This is a genomic window from Ancalomicrobiaceae bacterium S20 (assembly GCA_040269895.1).
Taxonomy (GTDB): Bacteria; Pseudomonadota; Alphaproteobacteria; order Rhizobiales; family Ancalomicrobiaceae; genus Methyloraptor; species Methyloraptor flagellatus.
The window spans coordinates 3,166,510-3,185,872 of the sequence record CP158568.1; the positions used below are offsets into that span (position 1 = coordinate 3,166,510).

Annotated in this window: 19 protein-coding genes; 13 read left to right on the forward strand and 6 right to left on the reverse strand. The window is 69.7% G+C overall.

Annotation, left to right across the window (positions count from 1 at the left end; all coding sequences use genetic code 11):
* Window positions 1-98: 98 nt before the first annotated feature.
* The 3 genes from ABS361_14405 (at window position 99) to ABS361_14415 (ending at window position 2,862) form a co-directional block, all read left to right on the forward strand.
* Complete coding sequence (locus tag ABS361_14405) at window positions 99-1,055, forward strand: alpha/beta hydrolase (protein XBY43281.1); 957 nt, start codon at window positions 99-101, stop codon at window positions 1,053-1,055.
* A gap of 22 nt (window positions 1,056-1,077) precedes the next feature.
* Window positions 1,078-1,911: a thioesterase family protein gene (locus tag ABS361_14410; protein ID XBY43282.1), complete on the forward strand. Its 834-nt coding sequence runs from the start codon at window positions 1,078-1,080 to the stop codon at window positions 1,909-1,911.
* 291 nt (window positions 1,912-2,202) lie between these two features.
* On the forward strand, window positions 2,203-2,862 hold the full coding sequence (locus tag ABS361_14415) for an invasion associated locus B family protein (protein XBY43283.1): 660 nt from the start codon (window positions 2,203-2,205) through the stop codon (window positions 2,860-2,862).
* A gap of 122 nt (window positions 2,863-2,984) precedes the next feature.
* Here ABS361_14415 and ABS361_14420 read toward each other — a convergent pair whose 3' ends face one another.
* A complete protein-coding gene (locus ABS361_14420) occupies window positions 2,985-3,386 on the reverse strand; it encodes a hypothetical protein (protein XBY43284.1) in 402 nt (133 codons plus the stop codon).
* 408 nt (window positions 3,387-3,794) lie between these two features.
* Window positions 3,795-4,259 carry a MerR family DNA-binding transcriptional regulator gene (locus ABS361_14425; protein XBY43285.1) on the reverse strand — a complete coding sequence of 155 codons (465 nt, stop codon included), beginning with the start codon at window positions 4,257-4,259 and terminating at the stop codon, window positions 3,795-3,797.
* Window positions 4,260-4,834: 575 nt separating this feature from the next.
* Between ABS361_14425 and ABS361_14430 the strand changes: the two genes are divergently transcribed.
* Together ABS361_14430 and ABS361_14435 are read left to right on the forward strand one after the other, a co-directional pair.
* Window positions 4,835-5,434: a hypothetical protein gene (locus ABS361_14430; GenBank protein ID XBY43286.1), complete on the forward strand. Its 600-nt coding sequence runs from the start codon at window positions 4,835-4,837 to the stop codon at window positions 5,432-5,434.
* A complete protein-coding gene (locus ABS361_14435) occupies window positions 5,373-7,340 on the forward strand; it encodes a hypothetical protein (GenBank protein XBY43287.1) in 1,968 nt (655 codons plus the stop codon). The genes ABS361_14430 and ABS361_14435 overlap by 62 nt, the downstream gene beginning before the upstream one ends.
* Window positions 7,341-7,811: 471 nt before the next feature.
* Here the strand turns inward: ABS361_14435 and ABS361_14440 are convergent, their stop codons facing one another.
* Entirely contained in the window at window positions 7,812-8,099 is a 288-nt protein-coding gene (locus tag ABS361_14440; protein ID XBY43288.1) for a hypothetical protein, read from the reverse strand.
* On the opposite strand from ABS361_14440, the gene ABS361_14445 reads away from it, so the two are divergent.
* Window positions 8,086-8,937, forward strand: coding sequence for an SEL1-like repeat protein (locus tag ABS361_14445; protein XBY43289.1), 852 nt, complete (start codon window positions 8,086-8,088; stop codon window positions 8,935-8,937). The genes ABS361_14440 and ABS361_14445 overlap by 14 nt on opposite strands.
* A 125-nt stretch (window positions 8,938-9,062) precedes the next feature.
* The gene (locus tag ABS361_14450; GenBank protein ID XBY43290.1) at window positions 9,063-9,965 is read left to right on the forward strand and encodes a histone deacetylase; all 903 of its coding nucleotides are present in this window, start codon (window positions 9,063-9,065) and stop codon (window positions 9,963-9,965) included.
* A 111-nt stretch (window positions 9,966-10,076) separates the two neighbouring features.
* On the opposite strand, the gene ABS361_14455 is transcribed toward ABS361_14450, so the two are convergent.
* The 3 genes from ABS361_14455 to ABS361_14465 form a co-directional block, all read right to left on the reverse strand.
* On the reverse strand, window positions 10,077-10,364 hold the full coding sequence (locus tag ABS361_14455) for a DUF6460 domain-containing protein (protein XBY43291.1): 288 nt from the start codon (window positions 10,362-10,364) through the stop codon (window positions 10,077-10,079).
* Window positions 10,365-10,427: 63 nt separating this feature from the next.
* Window positions 10,428-12,083, reverse strand: coding sequence for a cisplatin damage response ATP-dependent DNA ligase (locus ABS361_14460; GenBank protein ID XBY43292.1), 1,656 nt, complete (start codon window positions 12,081-12,083; stop codon window positions 10,428-10,430).
* The gene (locus ABS361_14465) at window positions 12,080-13,180 is read right to left on the reverse strand and encodes a ligase-associated DNA damage response exonuclease (protein ID XBY43293.1); all 1,101 of its coding nucleotides are present in this window, start codon (window positions 13,178-13,180) and stop codon (window positions 12,080-12,082) included. The genes ABS361_14460 and ABS361_14465 overlap by 4 nt, the downstream gene beginning before the upstream one ends.
* A gap of 148 nt (window positions 13,181-13,328) precedes the next feature.
* On the opposite strand from ABS361_14465, the gene ABS361_14470 reads away from it, so the two are divergent.
* The 6 genes from ABS361_14470 (at window position 13,329) to pdeM (ending at window position 19,363) form a co-directional block, all read left to right on the forward strand.
* Complete coding sequence (locus ABS361_14470; protein ID XBY43294.1) at window positions 13,329-14,249, forward strand: methyltransferase domain-containing protein; 921 nt, start codon at window positions 13,329-13,331, stop codon at window positions 14,247-14,249.
* Between the two features lie 153 nt (window positions 14,250-14,402).
* Window positions 14,403-14,663, forward strand: a complete 261-nt coding sequence (locus ABS361_14475; protein XBY43295.1) for a hypothetical protein — start codon at window positions 14,403-14,405, stop codon at window positions 14,661-14,663.
* Between the two features lie 346 nt (window positions 14,664-15,009).
* Window positions 15,010-15,390, forward strand: coding sequence for a hypothetical protein (locus ABS361_14480; GenBank protein ID XBY43296.1), 381 nt, complete (start codon window positions 15,010-15,012; stop codon window positions 15,388-15,390).
* Between the two features lie 243 nt (window positions 15,391-15,633).
* On the forward strand, window positions 15,634-18,168 hold the full coding sequence (locus ABS361_14485; protein XBY43297.1) for a ligase-associated DNA damage response DEXH box helicase: 2,535 nt from the start codon (window positions 15,634-15,636) through the stop codon (window positions 18,166-18,168).
* Window positions 18,169-18,173: 5 nt separating this feature from the next.
* On the forward strand, window positions 18,174-18,614 hold the full coding sequence (locus ABS361_14490) for a VOC family protein (GenBank protein ID XBY43298.1): 441 nt from the start codon (window positions 18,174-18,176) through the stop codon (window positions 18,612-18,614).
* On the forward strand, window positions 18,611-19,363 hold the full coding sequence (pdeM, locus tag ABS361_14495) for a ligase-associated DNA damage response endonuclease PdeM (protein XBY43299.1): 753 nt from the start codon (window positions 18,611-18,613) through the stop codon (window positions 19,361-19,363). Before ABS361_14490 ends, pdeM begins: the two co-directional genes overlap by 4 nt.

Here is a 19,363-nt window from a genome sequence, read left to right on the forward strand (position 1 = left end):
CTCACCTCCCAGGCTCGTCGACAGTCCGCCCTCGGCGGAGCGTCACCGGCTGTTCCCCCCTCGACATTCCCGCCAAGATCGCGACCGGAGTTCTTCCGATGATTTCACTCGACCCCGCCCTGTTCGCCCCCGAGGCGATCTCGGAGGAGACGGCGAAGCTCAACGCCAATGTCGTCGCATTGCTCGAACGGCTGCCGGACATGTGGAGCCTCGAGCCGCGGGTGATCCGCGAGCGCCGCGCCAAGGGGCTCGGCCCCTTCCCGCTCGCACCGAAATCGCCGCGCGCCGAGACGGTCACGATCGAGGGCCGGCACGGTCCGATCGCCTTGCGCATCATTCCGCCGGCGAACGGCACGCCGCGCGGCGCCTACCTGCACATCCACGGCGGCGGCTGGGTGCTCGGCTCGGCCGACCAGCAGGACACGCGGCTCGAACGGATCGCCGACAACACCGGGCTCGCCGCCATTTCGGTCGACTACCGGCTCGCGCCCGAGAACCCCTACCCGCAGGGGCCGGACGATTGCGAGGCGGCGGCGCTCTGGCTAGTCCGCGAGGGCGAGGCGCGCTTCGGCTCCAACCTGTTCGCGATCGGCGGCGAGTCCGCCGGCGCGCATCTGTCGGTCGTCACCCTGCTGCGTCTGCGCGATCGCCACGGGCTCTCGCCCTTCGCGGGCGCCAATCTGGTCGCCGGCTGTTTCGATCTCGGCCTCACGCCGAGCGCACGCGCCTGGGGAACCGAGAAGCTGGTGCTCAACACGCGCGACATCGAGATGTTCGTGCGCCACTTCCTGCTCCACGGCGGCTCGACCGAGGATCCGGACGTGTCGCCGCTCAAGGCCGATCTGCGCGGCCTGCCGCCGGCGCTGTTCTCGATCGGCACGCGCGACTGCCTGCTCGACGATTCGCTGTTCATGGCGAGCCGCTGGCTGGCGGCGGGCAACGCGGGCGAGCTCGCGGTCTATCCGGGCGGGGCGCATGTGTTCCAGAGCTTCCCCTCGGCGCTCGCCGAGGAGAGCCTGGCGCGCATGGACGCGTTCCTGCTCGGGCTCGGCTGAGCCCATGACCGGAGGCAGGCACATGGGCTTCGTCGATACCTATCTCGGCTTCGTCGACATGTGGGAATGCGACGAGAACCAGCACATGAACGTGCGGTTCTACTGGTCGAAATTCGAGGCCGCCGACCGACAGTTCCGCCGCATCGCCGGGCTCGATGGACGGCTGCCGCACCGGCTGACGCGGCATGTGCGCTATCACGCCGAGCTCGCCGGCGGTATGCCGGTCGGCATCCGCTCGGCACGCATCGAGAGCGCACCCGGCACGATCGCGATCGTCCACGAGATGCGGCCGCTCGGATCGGAGGCGATCTCGGCGACCGCACTCGACCGCTATCTGGTCGACCGGCCGGACGACCTCGGCCCCGCCGCCGTGCCGATGCCGGCCTCGGCCGTGCCGCGCGGCCTCGACATCGCACCCGCGGCGCTCGATCTCTCCACCGAAGCCGCGATCGAGGCCGGCGGCGCGATGACCGCGATGACCCGCGTCACGGTTGCCGAAGCGGACGTCGACGGCGTCATCGAGGACTACGTCCACATCGCGCGCGCCTCCGACGCCGCGCCGCATGCCTGGGCGCGGCTCGGTATGACAAGGGCATGGCTCGCCGAGCGCGGGCTCGGCCGGGTCGCGGTCGAGATGAAGCTCACCTATGGCGAGCGGCTCCGCGCCGGCGACCTCGTCCATCTGGTCTCGACCGTCGGGCCGGTGTCGCGCCGCACCCTGGTGCAGACCCACCGCTATTTCGAGAGCCGCAGCGGCCGGCCGGCGGCGGTCTGCGAGGTGGTCGCGCTGGCGATGGACATGGCGACCCGCCGCGCGGTCACCATTCCGGCCGAAATCCTGGAAAGATACGGCTGATCGCCGCTGCCGGGCGGATGGCCGGCCGGCCGCCACCGTGTCGCCGCAAAGCGCCGCCACACACGCCGCGGGCTGCGGGAAGCCCGTGGCCCGCGCGGCGAAAGCCGATCTCGCCCATTGAACGAACCGGGCGCGGCTTGTATGAACGCGAGGCGCGCGCGGGCGTGTCCTGCGGCGGGGATTGCCGATCCGCGGCGCACGTCGCCCCCTTCGCGGGAAGCATCTTCGCGGGAAGCCATCACAGTGAGCCGGCGCGATCCGATCGTCCGGCGATGAACAACGAGAAGGTCGATGACGGTCATCCTCCAGGAAATCGCGCGGCGCATCGTCGTCACGTCGCTGACGGCGCTCATGTCCCTGATCGGCATGGCGTTCGGTTCCGCCCTCGCCCAGGACGCCCCGAAGCCGGCGGCCGCGGGCGCCGTGACCATCGACGGCTGGATGAAGATCTGCGGCAACGACGAGCGGCAGAAGAAGGAAATCTGCAAGACCGGCTACGACCTGCGCAGCGAAGGCGGCCAGTTCCTCGCCTCGATCTCGGTCAGCGAAATGGCCGGTGAGGCGCGCAAGATCGTCGAGCTGATCATGCCGACGGGTCTCCTGCTGCAGCCGGGCGTCAAGGTGCAGGTCGACCAGAACAAGGCCGAGGACGGCAAGTTCTCGCTGTGCATGCCGGAAGCCTGCGTCGCCGGTTTCGTCACCACCGAGGCTTTCCTCGGCAGCCTCAAGAAGGGCTCGACCCTGACCGTGACCGCGCAGGGCCAGGCCGCCAATCCGATCTCGTTCGCCTTCCCGCTCGCCAGCTTCAAGAGCGCCAACGAGGGCAAGGCGATCGACGAGGCGACGCTGAAGAAGCGTCAGGAAGCGATCGCGCAGGACATCCAGCAGAAGCAGAAGAGCATCGAGGAGCAGCTCCGCGCCGAGCAGCACAAGGCGACGCAGAGTCCCTGAGGTTCGCGACTGCCGCTCCCGAACGACCACGGGCCCCTCGCGGGGCCCGTTTTGTTTTTGGAGCATTCCTCCAGGCGAAGGCGCCCGCCGCGCGGGCCTGCCAAATCCTGCCGTCCGCCGCTTCACTTCGAGGCACGCTTTTCCGGCGCCAGACGCTGCTTCCAGCCGGAAACCGTCGTCAGCAGCCGCCGATTTGCCTCGACCGCGAAGCTGCGTGTCTCGGTGGCGGCCGTCTCCAGCGTCGCTTCAACGCGCTCCAGGGCCGCGGCGGCGGTGCTGGCCGAGCCCAGGCGACGCCGGAGCTCGTCACGCTCGGCGCGGGTGGCGGCGAGTTCGGCTTCCAGCCTCGCCTTCTCGGAGGCCAGGCCCGCGCCTTCGACCTCGCAGGCGGACGCGCTGCCGGGCGCGCTCGTGGCGGTCCCGGCGGCCGCCATGGCGGTCGTCGGGGCAACGGCGAGCACGGCGACAAGGAGCCTTCCGGCGCCGAGCGCCGCACGAGCGTCGAAGAGGCGTCTGACGGTCATGTCGCCGATCCCCGCGTTCCCCCAAAGTCCCTCGATCTTCGCCTCCCGAATACGGGAGCTGCATGCCCCGCACCGGATCACCCTGCGAGCATGCCACGAAACCGCGACGCGCTCACGTCGGAACGCATTCACGTCCGAACATGCCGACAGATGCCGGCTGATACGAGGCATTCAGGAGCGCAAGGCGGGATTGGATCGGATCGAGGCTGCGGACAAACGAGAGCCGTCAAGCGCCGTAGGCTGGCGTTGAGATGGCGGCGGCGGGGACCGCGTCCGATCCCCGCCAACCGGCGGTGGGACCGCGCTCCGAACGAGCGCTTTCCCTGCCGCGTCATCCGTACATGAACGGGCCCGGCGGCCCATGAAAGAAGGAGATAAACTAGGACTGAAGCAATGGGGACAGCGGGATCAACCCGCGGTCGCCTCTTTGGCCTTGAGCAGATCGTCGATCTCCCCGATCGTCGACTTCACTTCGTCGAGCGCCGCGTCGATGTCCTTCTTCTGCTGCTCCAGGATGCTCATCTGCTCGCGGAACTTGCGATGCGCAACGCGCAGCTGGGTCAGCTGCCCGTCGCGCAGATCGTACAGGTCGAGCATCTCCTTGATTTCGGTCAGGGAGAAACCGACCCGCTTGCCCATCAGCACGAGCTTCAAACGGGCACGGTCACGACGACCGTAGATCCGGTTCAAGCCCTCGCGACGGGGGTTCAGGAGGCCCTTGTCCTCGTAGAACCGCAAGGTCCGCAGCGTGACGTCGAATTCCTTGGCGAGATCACCGATGGTGAACCAGGCCTGCCGCGTCTCCTCCTGACCGGAGGACGAACGAAGGCCGGACTGGGCCGTCGATTGATCGAGAGCCAGTGCTTCTTTCATGGGAACAACCTCCTTCTCACACGTCGAGAAGCCGGACTGCTCCCCCGCGTCGATTCGTTGTTCTTATGCAGTCGTCGACCGACTTGAGCTTGATAAGCTGCCGCTCAGGCATGGTCAACCACCCCGCTGCTCGCATTCACGGCAACGGCATGGAAAAGTGCCATGAGAAAAGCGGCGAGATCAAGATGACGTACCGTCGACCGCAGCGAATTTGCACCGAATCCCCGTTAAGGCCGAGCTCTGGGCAGACCGATAACCGATATCGCTGCTTCCTCTGCGTCCAAATTAAGTTGAATTATTATAGATTTGCTGATTTTCGTTAAGCGTTCGCAGCTTACCGATGCGTACAGCTTCGCCCGGAATGGCTGTTCTCGACGCGGCGTCCGTGCACCGTCGCTTAACAGAAATTACGGCACCGTGACTCCGCACGCCGGTTCTTAACCATCTGTTTACCCTGTTCGCCAACTCTGTCGCCGACACACCCAGGCGTTCGACCCGGGCGAATCACGTCCGCATCGATCGTCCGAAGCCGTCCATCGAACGGCGAAACGATCTGCGGGCCACAGGGGGCCGAGATGGTCAGGACTCTGCGGGACAACGACGACGACATGTCGGACCGGATCGCCGACGCGGTTCGACGGGCCGGCGTTTCGGTCGACGATGTCGTGCGCTCCGTTCTGACCGACGGGCGCCGGGCCCGTGCGACGTCGAAATCCCGCGACGACGACAGCGCCGGCCGCGATTCGTGGCGGGGCGAGCGCTCGCGCGAAGATGAGCTGAACGAGATCGGTGCCGCCGTGCGGCGGCTTTCCGAGGTCGGGGGCCGCGGCGGCGAGACGCGCGGCCGCGACAACCGGCGCGCCGATGCCATTCTCGACACGCTCGACGCCCTCGATCGCCGTATCCGCACTCTTGCCGAGGAACGCGACCCGCAGGCGCGCCGGCCGGCCCGCCAGACGAGTTCGGCCCGCGCCGCCGGCATCGGCGGCTCGCCCGACTATCTCAGACGCGCCATCGCCGAGATCTCCGACCGTCAGAGCGCACTCGACGACACACCGGCACGTCCGGCGACGCGGCGCATGGCGGTCGATCGCGACGACGCCGACGACCGCTATGCGGAACGCAGCACGGCGCGGCGCGGCGGCGCGCGCCGAAACCCGGTCTCGCTCGCATGACGAGCCGCGCTCCCGCAGCAGCTACGACGAGCCGCGCTCGAGTGGCTTCCAGCAGATGGAGCCGCATTTCCGCGCGCTCGCCGAGAAGATCGACCAGATCCGCAAGCGCGACGAGGACGGGCTCATCCGGCCGGTCATCGACGAGATCCGCTCGCTGCGCGAGACGGTCGAGAGCCGCGGCAAGGATGCCGACGTCGATGTGGGCGGCGAGCTGAAGCGTCTCGGCCGGCTGGTCGAGCGCACGGCCGAGGCGCATGGCGCCGGATCTGTGTCGATCGAACCGCTCGTCGCGGAGATCGGCCGGCTGCGCGAGGTGGTGCTGCAGTCGAACGTCGAGGGCTCGCTGCGCTCGCTCGAGGCCGGCTACGGCCATATCGTCGAGCGTCTCGACGAGATGCGCCGCGGCACGCTCGACACGCGCGGCATCGACCAGCTCGGGGCCGAGATCGCCAAGATCCGCGACGCGCTCGGCTCGGTGCCGAAGGTCAACCAGATCAGCGCGCTCGAACGCAACCTCGCCGATATCGGCCGCATGCTGGTGCGCGATCACGCCAGCGTCGATCCGCGCATCGACGACGTCTCGAACCGCATCGACGACCTGAAGCGTGCGCTCGGCGAGGCCAACCCGTCGCCGGCGCTGCGCTCGCTCGAAGAACGGCTCGACCTCCTGACCGGCAAGCTCGACTCCGTCGAGCGCTCCGCGCGCGGACCGGTGTCGCCCGAGCGGATGGCGGGTCTCGTCGACGAGCTCAGGATCATCGCGGCCGGCAGCCGCACCGCCGACGAACTCCGTGGCCTCGAACGGCGCGTCGCCGAGATCGGCGAGCGGATCGCCGACCTCGGCCGGCGACCGGGCGGCCCCGTCGGCGACGCGGGCGCGCTCGCCAGCCGGCTCGACGAACTGTCGGCCAAGATCGATCGCATCCAGCCGCCGTCGGCCGACCACCAGCTCTCGCTCGCCGCCCTCGATGCCACGATCGACAAGGTCGACCGGCTGATCGGCCGCTCGCGTGACGGCTCGATCACCGCCGTGATCGAGGATCGGCTCGCCCAACTCATCGGCACGCTCGACCGGGTCGAGCGCGATCACGTCGGCACCAATGCCGACGTCGATGCGCTCGCCCGCGAAGTCGCGGCCATGCGGCGCGAGATGGTCACGGCGACCGAAACGCCGATGCGCGCCATGGAAGCGCAGATGCAGACGCTCGCCGAACGGCTGGAGCGCTCCCTCGCCGATGCCGACGACGATCGCGCGCTCGAACAGATCGAGGACCAGCTTCACCGGATCACCCAGCATCTGGAGCAGACCCAGGACCGTCTCGGCGACATGGGCGCGATGGAACGCGCGATCATGCGCCTGGAGGAGCGGCTGGAGCGGCGCTCCGACGACGTGGCGGCGATCGCGCGCGAAGTCGCCGAGGAAATGCTGCGCCAGCGCGGCGGAGATCACGGTACGGATCGTGGCGACGATCCGACGCTGACGGCGCTGCAGGCCGATCTGAAGATGCTTCAGAACGCGGCGCGCACCAACGAGAACCGCACGATCGATACCCTGCAGTCGCTGCATGGCGCGCTCGTCGGTATCGCCGACCGCCTGAACGCGATCGAAACCGGCCAGAACCTGTTCGGCCAGCGCGGCACCGCCGAGCCGCGGCCGCGCTTCACGAACGAGCCGGAACCGGCGGTCGCCGCCGCACCGCGGCGTCCCGAGCCGGTGGCGGTTCCGACCGAGGATCACCGGCCGCTCGAGCCCGGCTCCGGCAAGCCGGCCTTCACCGTGGCCGACGTCGAGCCGCCGAAGGAAGCCCCGCCGAACCGGCTTCGCCGGCCGCCCGCAAGGCCGATTTCATCGCCGCCGCCCGCCGCGCCGCCCAGGCTGCGGCGGCTGCGAGCTCCGAGCCGGTGATCACGGCGAAGGCCGACGAGCGCATGGCGGCGCCGGCCGGCGATGCGCCCGCGGCCGAGAGCAAGGGCCGCCTCGGCGTGCTCGCGCAGGTCGGCGACGTGCTGCGCCGCCGGCGGCCGCTCGTGCTCGCCACCGCCGCGCTCGTGCTGACCCTGATCGCCGTGCGGTTCCTGCCGGGCGGCGGTGAGGAGCCGCCGCGGCCGGCACCGCAGCAGCAGAGCGAGCGCGTCCAGCCGAAGCCGGACAAGACCTCGGCCGCGGATCCGAAGGCGGGCGCCCAGATCGTCACCGGCGCGATCGCGCCGTCCTGGACGAGCCTCAATTCGTCGACCTCGATGAGCGCCTATTCGGACCTCACCAAGGGGGCGCCGGATTCCTCCCTGATGGCCGGGCCGACCACGACCGGCTCGGTTCCGGGCACGGCCGCCACGATGGCGATGCCGGGCGGCAATGCGCTCGGCCAGGCCGGTGTCACCAGCCAGTCCGCGACCGTGCCGCAGGCTGCCGTCCCCAGGCCGCTCCGGCCAATTCGGTCCGGCAGGTCGGGGCCGGCAGCGTCCCTCGCGCGCCGGAGGCGACCGGGTCGATCGATGCCGGGACCGCCAGCCCCTCGGCGGGCGCTCCTGCGGCGGAGCCGGCGCAACAGCCGATCGCGCCTTCGACGACGGTCGCCTCGATCGCGCCCGCCGGTGCAGCCGCACCGGCGCCGAGCGCGGCCACGGCCGATCCGGCCTCGCGCGCCTCGGTGCTGCCGGACAAGATCGGCAGCGACAAGCTCCGTTCGGCGGCGCTGCGCGGCGACCCCAAGGCCGCTCTCGAAGTCGGCCTGCGCTATGCCGAGGGGCGTGGCGTTCCGACCGATCCGAAAGAGGCCGCCCGCTGGTTCCAGGCCGCCGCCGAGAAGGGCCTCGCCACGGCGCAGTACCGCATGGGCAGCGTGCTCGAGAAGGGCATCGGCGTGACCCGCGACCTCGCGGCTGCCAAGGTGTGGTACCAGAAAGCGGCCGAGAACGGGAACGTTCGGGCGATGCACAATCTCGGCGTGCTCTACGCCAACGATCGCGACATGCCGAACGCCATCACCTGGTTCCAGCGCGCCGCCGACCACGGCTTGCCGGACAGCCAGTTCAACCTCGGCATCATCAATGCGCTCGGCTCGGGCGTCCGCCAGGATCTTGCGGTCTCCTACAAGTGGTTCGGTCTCGCGGCGCGCTCGGGTGATCGCGAGGCGGAGAAGAAGCGCGACGACGTCGCCGCCCATCTCGACAAGAACACGCTCGCCGCCGCCAAGATGGCCGTACAGACCTGGCAGCAGAAGCCGGTCAATCGCGAGGCGAACGAGGAGACGGCACTGTGGGTCGAGCCGGCCGGGGCGACGGGGGCCGAGAGCGCCAGCGCGATGCCGGCCGGCGCCGATGCGGTCAAGGCCGCGCAGCAGGCGCTGCAGCAGCGCGGCGTCTATGCCGGTCCGATCGACGGCGACATGAACAGCCGCACCAAGCAGGCGATCCGGACGTTCCAGAAGAAGATGGGCGTCAAGCAGACCGGCGAGATCGATGCCGCGACGCTGAAGCTGCTCGGCGGCAAGGCGCTCTGAGGCCCGGCCGCGACGGACATTCTCCTTCGGACGGCGGGCGCGTGCCCGCCGTTTCGCGTTGCGGCCATGCTCCGGCGTGATCGGTCGCGCTGATCCGCCGGCCGGCCGACACGCTATATAGGGTCATGGCCCTCGCGATCGTCCACAACCCCGCCTACGACGCCGAATTCCCGGCCGATCACCGCTTTCCGATGCTGAAGTTCAAGCGGCTCGCGGAAGTGCTGGTCGAAGAGGGCCTGGTGGCGCCGGGCGGCTATCACACGCCGGAGCCGGCACCGGCCGACTGGGTCGCGCTCGCCCATGACCGCGGCTATGTCGAGGGCGTGTTCGCGGCCGACGTGGCGAAGGCGGTCGCGCGCGAGATCGGCTTCGAGATCTCCGAGAAGGTCGCCCGCCGGTCGCGCATGGCCTCCGCCGGCACGCTGCTCACCGCCCGGCTGGCGCTCGCCCGGGGCATCGCCTGCAACACGGCCGGCGGCAGCCATCATGCCCGGCACCTGCAGGGCGCCGGCTTCTGCGTCTTCAACGACGTCGCGGTGGCGATCCGGGTGTTGCAGGCCGAAGGCGCGATCGAGCGGGCGTTGGTGATCGACCTCGATGTCCATCAGGGCGACGGCACCGCCGATATCTTCATCGGCGACAGCTCCGTCTTCACCTTCTCCATGCATGCGGAACGCAATTATCCGGTACGCAAGATCCCGTCTTCGCTCGATATCGGGCTCGCGGACGCGACCGGCGACGCGGCCTATCTCGCGACGGTGCGGGACATCGTGCCGGATCTGATCGCGCGGCATCGACCCGACATCGTGTTCTACAATGCCGGTGTCGATCCGCATGCGGAGGACCGGCTCGGCCGGCTCGCGCTCAGCGACGAAGGCCTTTTCGCGCGCGACCGCTTCGTGATCGAGACGGTGCGGGAAGCCGGGTTGCCGCTCGCCGGCGTCATCGGCGGCGGCTACATGACCGACATCGACCGCCTCGCCCGGCGCCACGCGACGCTGCATCGGGTCGCGGCACAATTCGTTTGAGCCTCGCGGCCCCAGCCGCGACTGCCTTTTGCGCTGGGCGCGGCCTCGGCCGCGGTTGCCTTGGCATTTGACGCGGCCTCAGCCGCGGTCGTCTGGACGTTTGACGCGGCCTCAGCCGCGTCGGCCGTACGACAGCAGGCGTGCGATCAGCCAGATCGGGATCACGACCACCGCGCCATAGATGAAATAGCGCACGACGTTGCCGACGAGGTCGGAGCCGAAATGCAGCACGTAGTCGACGAAGCGGCCGAAGTCGGCGAACACCCGATGGACCAGCGTGACCGGATCGAGGCCGATCGTCGCCAGCACGAAGCCGATCACGACCGAGAGCACGACGAGCCAGAGCAGCGTCCTCACCGGCGGCCCACCGAAGAAGCGATCGAGCGAATTCGAAGCCATGACGAGGCGCCTCGCTGTTGATGACGTTCGGGATATCACGCGAGCGGCGATGCGGTCGAGCCGTCAGCCGAGCATGACCTCCAGCGTTTCCAGCCGGTCAGCCTCGATCGGCGGCTTGTCCCAGCGGATGCGGGAGATGCGCGGGAAGCGCATGGCGAGACCGGACTTGTGCCGGGTCGAGCGCGCCAAGCCCTCGAAGGCGACCTCCAGCACCAGCCCCTGCGCCGGTCCATGTACGACCTCGCGCACCGGGCCGAAGCGGTTGACCGTGTTGCGGCGGATGAAGCGATCGAGTTCGACCAGTTCCTCGTCGGTGAAGCCGAAATAGGCCTTGCCGACCGGCACCAGTTCCTCAGCGCCCTCTGCTCCGCGCCAGACGCCGAAGGTGAAGTCGGAATAGAACGACGAGCGCTTGCCGTGGCCACGCTGGGCGTACATCAGCACGGCATCGACCACGCGCGGATCGCGCTTCCACTTGTACCAGAGCCCCTTCGGCCGGCCGGGCACGTAAGGTGCGTCGCGGCGCTTCAGCATCACGCCCTCGACCGCCTCGGCATCGGCGCCCGCACCGGCCGCCGCCGGATCGGCGCGGGCTTCGGCGAGCGCATCCCAGCTCGGGAACGGCACCAACGGCGACAGATCGAGCCGCGGATTGTCGAGCCGCGCGACAAAGGCTTCCAGCCGGGCCCGGCGCGCCTCGAACGGCAGTCCGCGCAGGTCCTCGCCGGCCTCGACGAGCAGGTCATAGACGCGGACATGCGCGGGATGCTCGGCGAGCAGCTTCGCCGTGACGGTCTTGCGATTGAGCCGCTGCTGCAGAACGTTGAAGGACTGCACACGGCCTTCGACCAGTACCAGCAACTCGCCGTCGATCGCCGCGTCGAAATCGAGCGCGTCCAAGAGGTCCGGGAAGGCCGCGCCGATGTCCTCGCCGGTGCGCGAATAGAGCCGGCGCCGGTCGTGCCCGCCCGCGCGACCGGCGACCGCCTGGACGCGGATGCCGTCCCATTTCCATTCGGCCAGGAAGGCGGCCGGATCGAGCTTGTCGAAATCGGCATCCTCGATCGGGTGCGCGAGCATCGGTGGCCGGAACGGCACGGCCCCGGCGCTCTCCGGCCGGGGGCCGTGACCCTCGACCCAGGCGAACAGCGGCTCGTAGGGCGGGCTGACGCCGTGCCAGACCTCCTCGACGTCGTCGGGCGCGACCGTGCCCAGTGCGGCGACCGCGGTCTTGGCGAGCCTTGCGGAGACGCCGACGCGCAGTGCGCCGGTGATCAGCTTCAGGAGCGCCCAGCGACCGGCCTCGTCGAGCGCATCGAGCCAACCGGCCAGGATGCGCGGCAACGCGGTCTTGCCCGCGGTCGCCAGGGTCTCGACCACGGTGGCGAGGCTCGGCGTGTCGTTGCGGAGCCGTGTCTCGGCAGATGAGCCCGGCGCGTGTCGCTCGGGGCCGGGCCACATCAGCGCGACGGTCTCCGAAAGATCGCCGACGAAGTCATAGGAGAGCGCGAACAGCACCGGGTCGGTGCGCTCGGCAATCAGCGCGCGGACGAGGCCGGGCTTGGCGTGCTGGAACGACAGGCCGCCGGTCAGCGCCGCGAGCGCGAAGCCGCGCTCAGGATCGGGCGTGCGGCGGAAATAGTCGGTCATCAACGCGAGCTTGGCGTTGCGGCGCGGCTCGTAGGCAAGGCGGTCGAGCAGTTCGGCGAAGCGGTTCATGCGCCCTGCCCTTCCACCGGCGGGCCGCCGTCCGCGGCGGCGACCGTGGTGTCGGCCGCGGCCGTCGCCGGGCTGGCGGCCTCGGGCTCAGCCTCGCCCTCGTCGCCATAGCCGAGCAGGTGCAGCGGCCGCGCCGCGAGCCCTTGCGTCCGGCACCAATGCACCAGCGCGTCCTCGGCGCCATGGGTGACCCAGACTTCGCCGGCGCCGGTCTCGGCGATGGTGACGAGCAGGTCGTCCCAGTCGGCATGATCGGAGATCACCAGCGGCAGTTCGACGCCGCGCTGGCGGGCGCGGGCGCGGATGCGCATCCAGCCGCTGGCGAAGGCCGTGACCGGATCGCCCATGCGGCGCGACCAGAGATCCGACATCGAGCCCGGCGGGCAGATCACGATCGCGCCTTCGAGCTCCTTGGCGGTCTTTCCGCGCACCGGCTCCAGCGGACCGATCGCGATGCCCTGCTCCTCATAGAAGTGGGAGATCTTCTCCAGCGCGCCGTGGATATGGATCGGCCGGTCCCAGCCCGCCTCCCGCAACAGCACCATCACGCGCTGCGCCTTGCCGAGCGAATAGGCGCCGAGGAGATGCGGCCGGTCGGGGAACAGCCGGATCGAGGCGATGAGCTTGTCGATTTCCTGCCGCGCGTCCGGATGCCGGAACACCGGCAGGCCGAAGGTCGCCTCGGTGACGAAGACGTCGCAGGGGACCAGTTCGAACGGCGCGCAGGTCGGGTCGAACTGGCGTTTGTAGTCGCCGGAGACGACGATCCGGCAGGCGCCGCGCGTCACCGCGATCTGCGCCGAGCCGAGCACATGGCCGGCCGGATGGAACGCGACATCGACCTCGCCGATCCGGCGCGTCCCGCCGAGCGGGATCGCCTCGGTCGTGCCGGCGAAATTCGCGCCGTAACGCAAGCCCATGATCGCGAGCGTCTCGGCCGTCGCCATGACAGCGCCGTGGCCGGCGCGGGCATGATCGGAATGGCCATGGGTGATCAGCGCCCGGTCGACGGCGCGGACCGGATCGATATGGAAGCCGCCGAGCGGGCAATAGAGCCCGGCGGGGGTCTGACAGAGGATATCGGCGGCGAGGCTCATCGATCGGGAATGTAGGGTCGCGGGCGGGCGCCGTCACCGGGCACGGGAAACAGAACGGTGTCGCGACCGGGGGGTCTCCGATCGCACGACGCCCTCGACCGCGGTGCCGCACCTGCGCTAAGCACGCGGACCACCAGCGAGCGCCACGATGCAGCCGACCTTCCTGTCCTCCGGAGACCTGATCGCCGACCGGCGCGCCGACTATGCGGCGGCGTTGATGGAAAGCGGCGACGCGAGCGCGGCGGCGGATCTGCTCGAACAGGCGCTCGACCTCGCGCCCGGCTGGGCGCCGGGCTGGTTCCGGCTCGGCGAGGCGCGCGAGGCGGCGGGCCACATCGAGGGTGCGGCCGCGGCCTATCTCCGCGCGACCGAGCTCGATCCGTCGGACCGGCTCGGCGCCGGGCTCAGGCTCGCGCGGCTCAACGGCGCGCCGGCCCCAGACGCGCCGCCGCCGGCCTATGTCCGCGACCTGTTCGACGCCTATGCCGACCGGTTCGAGCAGCATCTGGTCGAGGCGCTCGGCTATCGCGCCCCACAGGCGATCGCCGCCGTGCTCGCGCGCCATGGCGCGACCGGGCCGTTCGGCACCGTCGTCGATCTCGGCTGCGGCACAGGCCTGATGGGACCGCTGCTCCGGCCGATCACCGGCAAGCTGATCGGCATCGATCTCTCCGAGCGCATGCTGGCGGTCGCGGCGGCGAAGCAGCTCTACGACCGGCTCGAGGCGGCCGACGTGGTCGCCGCGCTGGAGGCGCTGCCGGCCGGCTCGGTCGAGCTCGTCACGGCGGCCGACGTGTTCTGCTACCTCGGCGATCTCGCGCCGGTGCTGACGGCGGCGGCCCACGCGCTCGCACCGCGCGGGCGCCTCGCCTTCACCGTCGAGACCGATCCTGCGGTCGGCACCGGCTTCACGCTGCGCGACAGCCTGCGCTATGCCCATGCGCCGGCGAGCCTGATGGCGCTCGCCGGCACGCTCGGCTTCCGGGTCGAGGCGATGGAAACGCTCGATCTGCGCCAGGATCGCGGCGCACCGGTCACCGGCCTCGCAGCACTCTTCACGCGTTCGTGATCTCCTGACATTTCGCTGAACGATTTCTGAACGCCGCGCTCAGCGTCGATGCATGGGCGCGGGCGCATTCTCCTCAGCATCGAAGCCGGCCAACGAGCCGGCCCCCCCTGAGAAGAAGCAGATCCAACCATTCGAACCGAAGGAGATTGCATCATGAAAAAGATCGCCACCGCCGCCGTCGCTTTCGCGACCCTCGCCACCGTCGCCGTCGGCAGCGCGACCCAGGCCGAGGCCCATCATTGGCACCGCCACGGCTACGGATACGGCGGCGGCGCCGTCGCGGCCGGCCTGGTCGGCGGCCTGATCCTCGGCGGCGTCATCACCCAGGCGTCGGCCCCGCGCCGCTGCTACACCCGCGTCGTCGGCTACGACCGGTGGGGCAACGAGGTCGTCCGCCGCTCCTGCCGCTACTGATCATCCCGGCCACCCGGCCGTCATCGCGATTGCGAACCGACCGTTTCGACCGGGACTTTTCGACCAGACCTTTCAGAAGAGCTTTTCATGACCCCGAGGGCGCCGGAGCCGATCCGGCGCCCTCGGCATTTCGGGGCAGCTTCAGCCTCGTCCATGCGTGGCTATCGCAACGTCGTGATGCGCTGGATGGAACGGTTTTCAGGCACGCGCCGTTCTTGTTGCCGAAGCGGCGGGCGCGATGAACTCGGGATGAACACGTCACTCAGCCTTGGTGCAGTCGCGTTCCGCCATGATCTCAACATTGAGCTTCCGGGGTGCGCTCCGGAACCGTCACGGGAGTAGACCCATGAACAAGACCTTCGCCGCACTGATGACGGGCGCCGTCCTGGTCTCGTCGCTGGCCGTGACCAGCACCGCCGAGGCCCAGTACTGGCGCCATCACGGCTATCACGGCGGCTATCGCCACCATGGCGGTGCCGGCGTCGGCGCGGGCGTCGCGGCCGGCCTGATCGGCGGCGCGCTGATCGGCGGCGCGATCGCCTCGCAGCAGAACCGCACCTACTACTACGACGACGGCTACGTCGACGCCCCGGCCGGCGCGACCGTCTACGAGGAAGCCCCCGTCGTGCGCCGCCGCGTGGTGCGCGAAGTCCCCGGCTCCAACTGCACCGAGTACACAAAGTACGACATGTACGGGAAGCCGTACCTCTGGAAGGACTGCAACTGACCCCACAGGCGTCCGGCAAAGCGTGACCGGCTGACCCCCGATCCTCACCGCGCCGCCCGCCTGAACCGCTCCCATGATCCGCCGGGTTCCCCCTGACCGGCCGGATCGAAGTCCCCCGCGCGGGCCGCAAGGCCCGCAATCCCCTGAAGCCCGGCTCCCGCCCCTGGAGCCGGGCTTTTTTTTCACTCGCACATCCGAAGCGCCCGCCTCGACGAACGGACCGGGAACGGATAGGGTCGACCCGTGAGCGCACCGCAGGACTTCCCCGATCCTGAACTGTTGTTGCCTGCCGCTTTCGCCGGCTGGTTCGCCGCGCGCGGCTGGAGCCCGCGGCCGCATCAGGTCGCGCTGCTCGACAAGGCGCGCCAGGGCCGTTCCGTGCTGCTGGTGGCGCCGACCGGCGCCGGCAAGACACTCGCCGGCTTCCTGCCGAGCCTCGTCGATCTCACCGCGGACAAAGGCGAGCGCCGGCTCATGGCGAGCGGCCGGGGCGTCGCCCGGCGCGGCATCCACACGCTCTACATCTCGCCCCTGAAGGCGCTCGCCGTCGACGTCGCCCGCAACGTCGAGCGACCGATCGCCGAGATGGGCCTCGACATCCGCGTCGAGACCCGCACCGGCGACACGCCCGCGCACAAGCGCCAGCGCCAGAAGACCGTGCCGCCCGACATCCTGATGACCACGCCCGAGCAGGTCGAGTTGCTGATCGCCTCGCGGGAGGCCGAGGACCTGTTCGGCGATCTCTCCTGCGTGGTGTTCGACGAGCTGCATGCGCTCGTGACCTCCAAACGCGGCGACCTGCTCGCGCTCGGGCTCGCGCGGCTCCGGCAGCTCGCGCCGAAGCTGCGCGCCGTCGGCCTGTCGGCGACGGTCTCCAATCCGGAGGAACTGGCCGCCTGGCTGGTGCCGCAGGTGCCGGGCGAAACTCATGTCGCCGATGTCGTGACCATCACCGGCGGCGCGGCGCCCGATATCCGGATCCTGGAGGCGGCCGAGCGCATTCCCTGGGCCGGCCATTCGGCGCGCTGGGCGATGGGGGCGGTCTATGCGGCGATCAAGACCGCCAAGACCGCGCTGATCTTCGTCAACACGCGCAGCCAGGCCGAGATGGTGTTCCAGGAGCTCTGGACCATCAACGACGACAATCTGCGCATCGCGCTGCACCACGGCTCGCTCGACGTCGGCCAGCGGCGCCGGGTCGAGGCGGCGATGGCCGAGGGCTCGCTCGATGCGGTCGTCGCGACCTCGACGCTCGATCTCGGCATCGACTGGGGCGACGTCGACCTCGTCATCCATGTCGGTGCGCCGAAGGGCGCGAGCCGGCTCGCGCAGCGCATCGGCCGCGCCAATCACCGGATGGACGAGCCGAGCCGCGCGCTGCTGGTGCCGGCGAACCGCTTCGAGGTGCTCGAGTGCCGCGCCGCGCTCGACGCCAACTATCTCGGCGACCAGGACACGCCGCCGATCCGCCCCGGCGCTCTCGACGTGCTCGCCCAGCACATCCTCGGCATGGCGGTCGCGAAACCCTTCGCCGAGGACGGCCTTTTTGCCGAGGTCATCTCGGCCTATCCCTATCGCGCGCTCGACCGCGCGCTGTTCGATCAGGCCGTCCGCTATGTCGCGACCGGTGGCTACGCGCTCAAGGTCTACGAGCGCTATGCCAAGATCCGCCGCACGAAGGAAGGGCTCTGGCGCGTCGCCAACCCGCAGATCGCCCAGACGTGGCGGCTCAACGTCGGTACCATCGTCGAGATGCCGATGCTGAAAGTCCGGCTGGTCGCCAAGGTCTCGGGCGGTACGCCGTCGCGCGGCGGCCGGGTGCTCGGCGAGATGGAGGAGTATTTCTTCGAGACGCTGGCCAAGGGCGACACGTTCCTGTTCGGCGGCGAGGTGCTGCGCTTCGAGACCATCCGCGACAACGAGGCGCTGGTCACCCGCACCCGCGACGAGAGCCCGCGCATCCCGGCCTATGCGGGCGGCAAATTCCCGCTCTCGACCTATCTCGCCGACAAGGTGCGCGCGATGCTCGCCGCGCCCGAGGACTGGGGCAAGCTGCCGGAGCAGGTTTCCGACTGGCTCAAGGTTCAAAAACTGCGCTCGATCCTGCCGAAGCGCGAGGAACTGCTGGTCGAGACGTTCCCGCGCGCCGGCAAGCACTACATGGTCGCCTATCCGTTCGAGGGGCGGCTCGCGCACCAGACGCTCGGCATGCTCCTGACCCGCCGGCTCGAACGGTTCAAGGCGCGACCGATCGGCTTCGTGGCGACCGACTACTCGATCGGCGTCTGGGCGCTCGACGATCTCGGCGCCTTGTTCAAAAAGGGTCGGCCCTCGCTCGATCAGCTGTTCGACGAGGACATGCTCGGCGACGACCTCGACGCCTGGATGGCGGACAGCTATCTCCTGAAACGCACGTTCCGCACCTGCGCCGTGATCGCCGGCCTGATCGAGCGCCGGCATCCGGGGCAGGAAAAGACCGGCCGGCAGATCACGGTCTCGACCGATCTCGTCTATGACGTGCTCAGAAGCCACGAGCCCGACCACCTGCTCCTCAAGGCGACCTGGGCTGACGCATCCGCAGGCTTGCTCGACATCGGCCGCCTGTCGCAGATGCTGGCGCGGATCCGACACCGAATCGTGCTGAAATGCCTCGATCACATTTCGCCGCTGGCGGTGCCGATCATGCTGGAGATCGGCAAGGAGCGGGTGGCCGGCGAGGCGGACGAGACGCTGCTGGCAGAAGAGGCGGACGCATTGGTGCGTGAGGCGATGGAATGACGGGCGTGAAGCAACCGGAACAGCGCGAGCCGCGCATGGTGCCCGAGCTCGAGGTCACCGACCTCGACCGGTCGCTCGCCTTCTATGTCGATGTCGTCGGCTTCCGCGTCCGCTACGATCGCCCGGAGGATCGCTTCGCCTATCTCGCCATCGACGACCTGCATCTGATGCTCGAGCAGATCTCGTTCGGGGAGCGACAGTTTCACACGGCGCCGCGGGAGTACCCGTTCGGGCGTGGCATGAACCTCCAGATGGAGATCGACGACGTCGATCCGGTCTATGAGCGCGTGCTCGCCTGCGGCGCGCCGATCGTGATCCCGATCGAGGAGCGCTGGTATCGGCGCGATGCGGTCGAACTCGGCAATCGGCAGTTCGTGGTTGCCGACCCGGACGGGTATCGGCTGCGGTTCTTCACCGATCTCGGGGAGAGGAGCGTCACGCCGTGAGCCCGTTCGCCGCCCGTGTCGCCGCTGCCGCGCCGACGCCCGACGCCTTCGAGGTCGGTGTCGCGGTCGCCGGCGCGTGGCTGACGCTGCTGCCCGAGGGCGTCGCCTGGTGGGCGGATGAACGGGCGCTGCTGGTCGCGGATCTGCATCTCGAACATGGCTCGTCGCTCGCCCGGCGCGGCATGCTGGTGCCGCCCTACGACACGACGGCGACGCTCGGCCGGCTCGCCCGCGCGATCGACCGGCTCGATCCGAAGCTGGTGATCGCGCTCGGCGACAGTTTTCACGATCGCTTCGGCGTCGAACGGCTCGACGAGACGGCGCTCGCACTCGTCGCGCGGCTGCAGGCCGGGCGCGATTGGGTCTGGATCGCCGGCAATCACGATCCGGATCTCGGCGTCGCCGGCCGCACCGCGCTCGGCGGCATCCATGCCGAGGAGATCGCGATCGGCACGCTGGCGTTCCGGCACGAACCGCGGCTCGACGGCTGTTCCGAGGCGGTCGGCGAGATCGCCGGCCACCTGCATCCGGCGGCGCGCGTGGCGCTCAAGGCGAAGTCGGTGCGGCGGCGCTGCTTCGCGACCGACGGGCGCCGTCTCATGCTGCCGGCCTTCGGCGCCTATACCGGCGGGCTCAATGTGCTCGATCGCGCCTATCGCGGCCTGTTCGAGCCGCCGCGGCTGACCGCCTGCCTGCTCGGCGAGGGGCGCGTCTACGCCTTCCCGGCGTCCCGACTGCTGCCGGACTGA

What these genes read in the sequence shown, in the direction of transcription:
- ABS361_14420 (XBY43284.1), bottom strand. Translation starts at nt 3,386, where the DNA reads ATGACCGTCAGACGCCTCTTCGACGCTCGTGCGGCGCTCGGCGCCGGA.
- ABS361_14460 (XBY43292.1), bottom strand. Translation starts at nt 12,083, where the DNA reads ATGAACCGCTTCGCCGAACTGCTCGACCGCCTTGCCTACGAGCCGCGC.
- ABS361_14475 (XBY43295.1), top strand. Translation starts at nt 14,403, where the DNA reads ATGAAAAAGATCGCCACCGCCGCCGTCGCTTTCGCGACCCTCGCCACC.
- ABS361_14455 (XBY43291.1), bottom strand. Translation starts at nt 10,364, where the DNA reads ATGGCTTCGAATTCGCTCGATCGCTTCTTCGGTGGGCCGCCGGTGAGG.
- ABS361_14465 (XBY43293.1), bottom strand. Translation starts at nt 13,180, where the DNA reads ATGAGCCTCGCCGCCGATATCCTCTGTCAGACCCCCGCCGGGCTCTAT.
- ABS361_14410 (XBY43282.1), top strand. Translation starts at nt 1,078, where the DNA reads ATGGGCTTCGTCGATACCTATCTCGGCTTCGTCGACATGTGGGAATGC.
- ABS361_14435 (XBY43287.1), top strand. Translation starts at nt 5,373, where the DNA reads ATGCGGAACGCAGCACGGCGCGGCGCGGCGGCGCGCGCCGAAACCCGG.
- ABS361_14405 (XBY43281.1), top strand. Translation starts at nt 99, where the DNA reads ATGATTTCACTCGACCCCGCCCTGTTCGCCCCCGAGGCGATCTCGGAG.
- ABS361_14430 (XBY43286.1), top strand. Translation starts at nt 4,835, where the DNA reads ATGGTCAGGACTCTGCGGGACAACGACGACGACATGTCGGACCGGATC.
- ABS361_14480 (XBY43296.1), top strand. Translation starts at nt 15,010, where the DNA reads ATGAACAAGACCTTCGCCGCACTGATGACGGGCGCCGTCCTGGTCTCG.
- ABS361_14425 (XBY43285.1), bottom strand. Translation starts at nt 4,259, where the DNA reads ATGAAAGAAGCACTGGCTCTCGATCAATCGACGGCCCAGTCCGGCCTT.
- ABS361_14470 (XBY43294.1), top strand. Translation starts at nt 13,329, where the DNA reads ATGCAGCCGACCTTCCTGTCCTCCGGAGACCTGATCGCCGACCGGCGC.
- ABS361_14450 (XBY43290.1), top strand. Translation starts at nt 9,063, where the DNA reads ATGGCCCTCGCGATCGTCCACAACCCCGCCTACGACGCCGAATTCCCG.
- ABS361_14415 (XBY43283.1), top strand. Translation starts at nt 2,203, where the DNA reads ATGACGGTCATCCTCCAGGAAATCGCGCGGCGCATCGTCGTCACGTCG.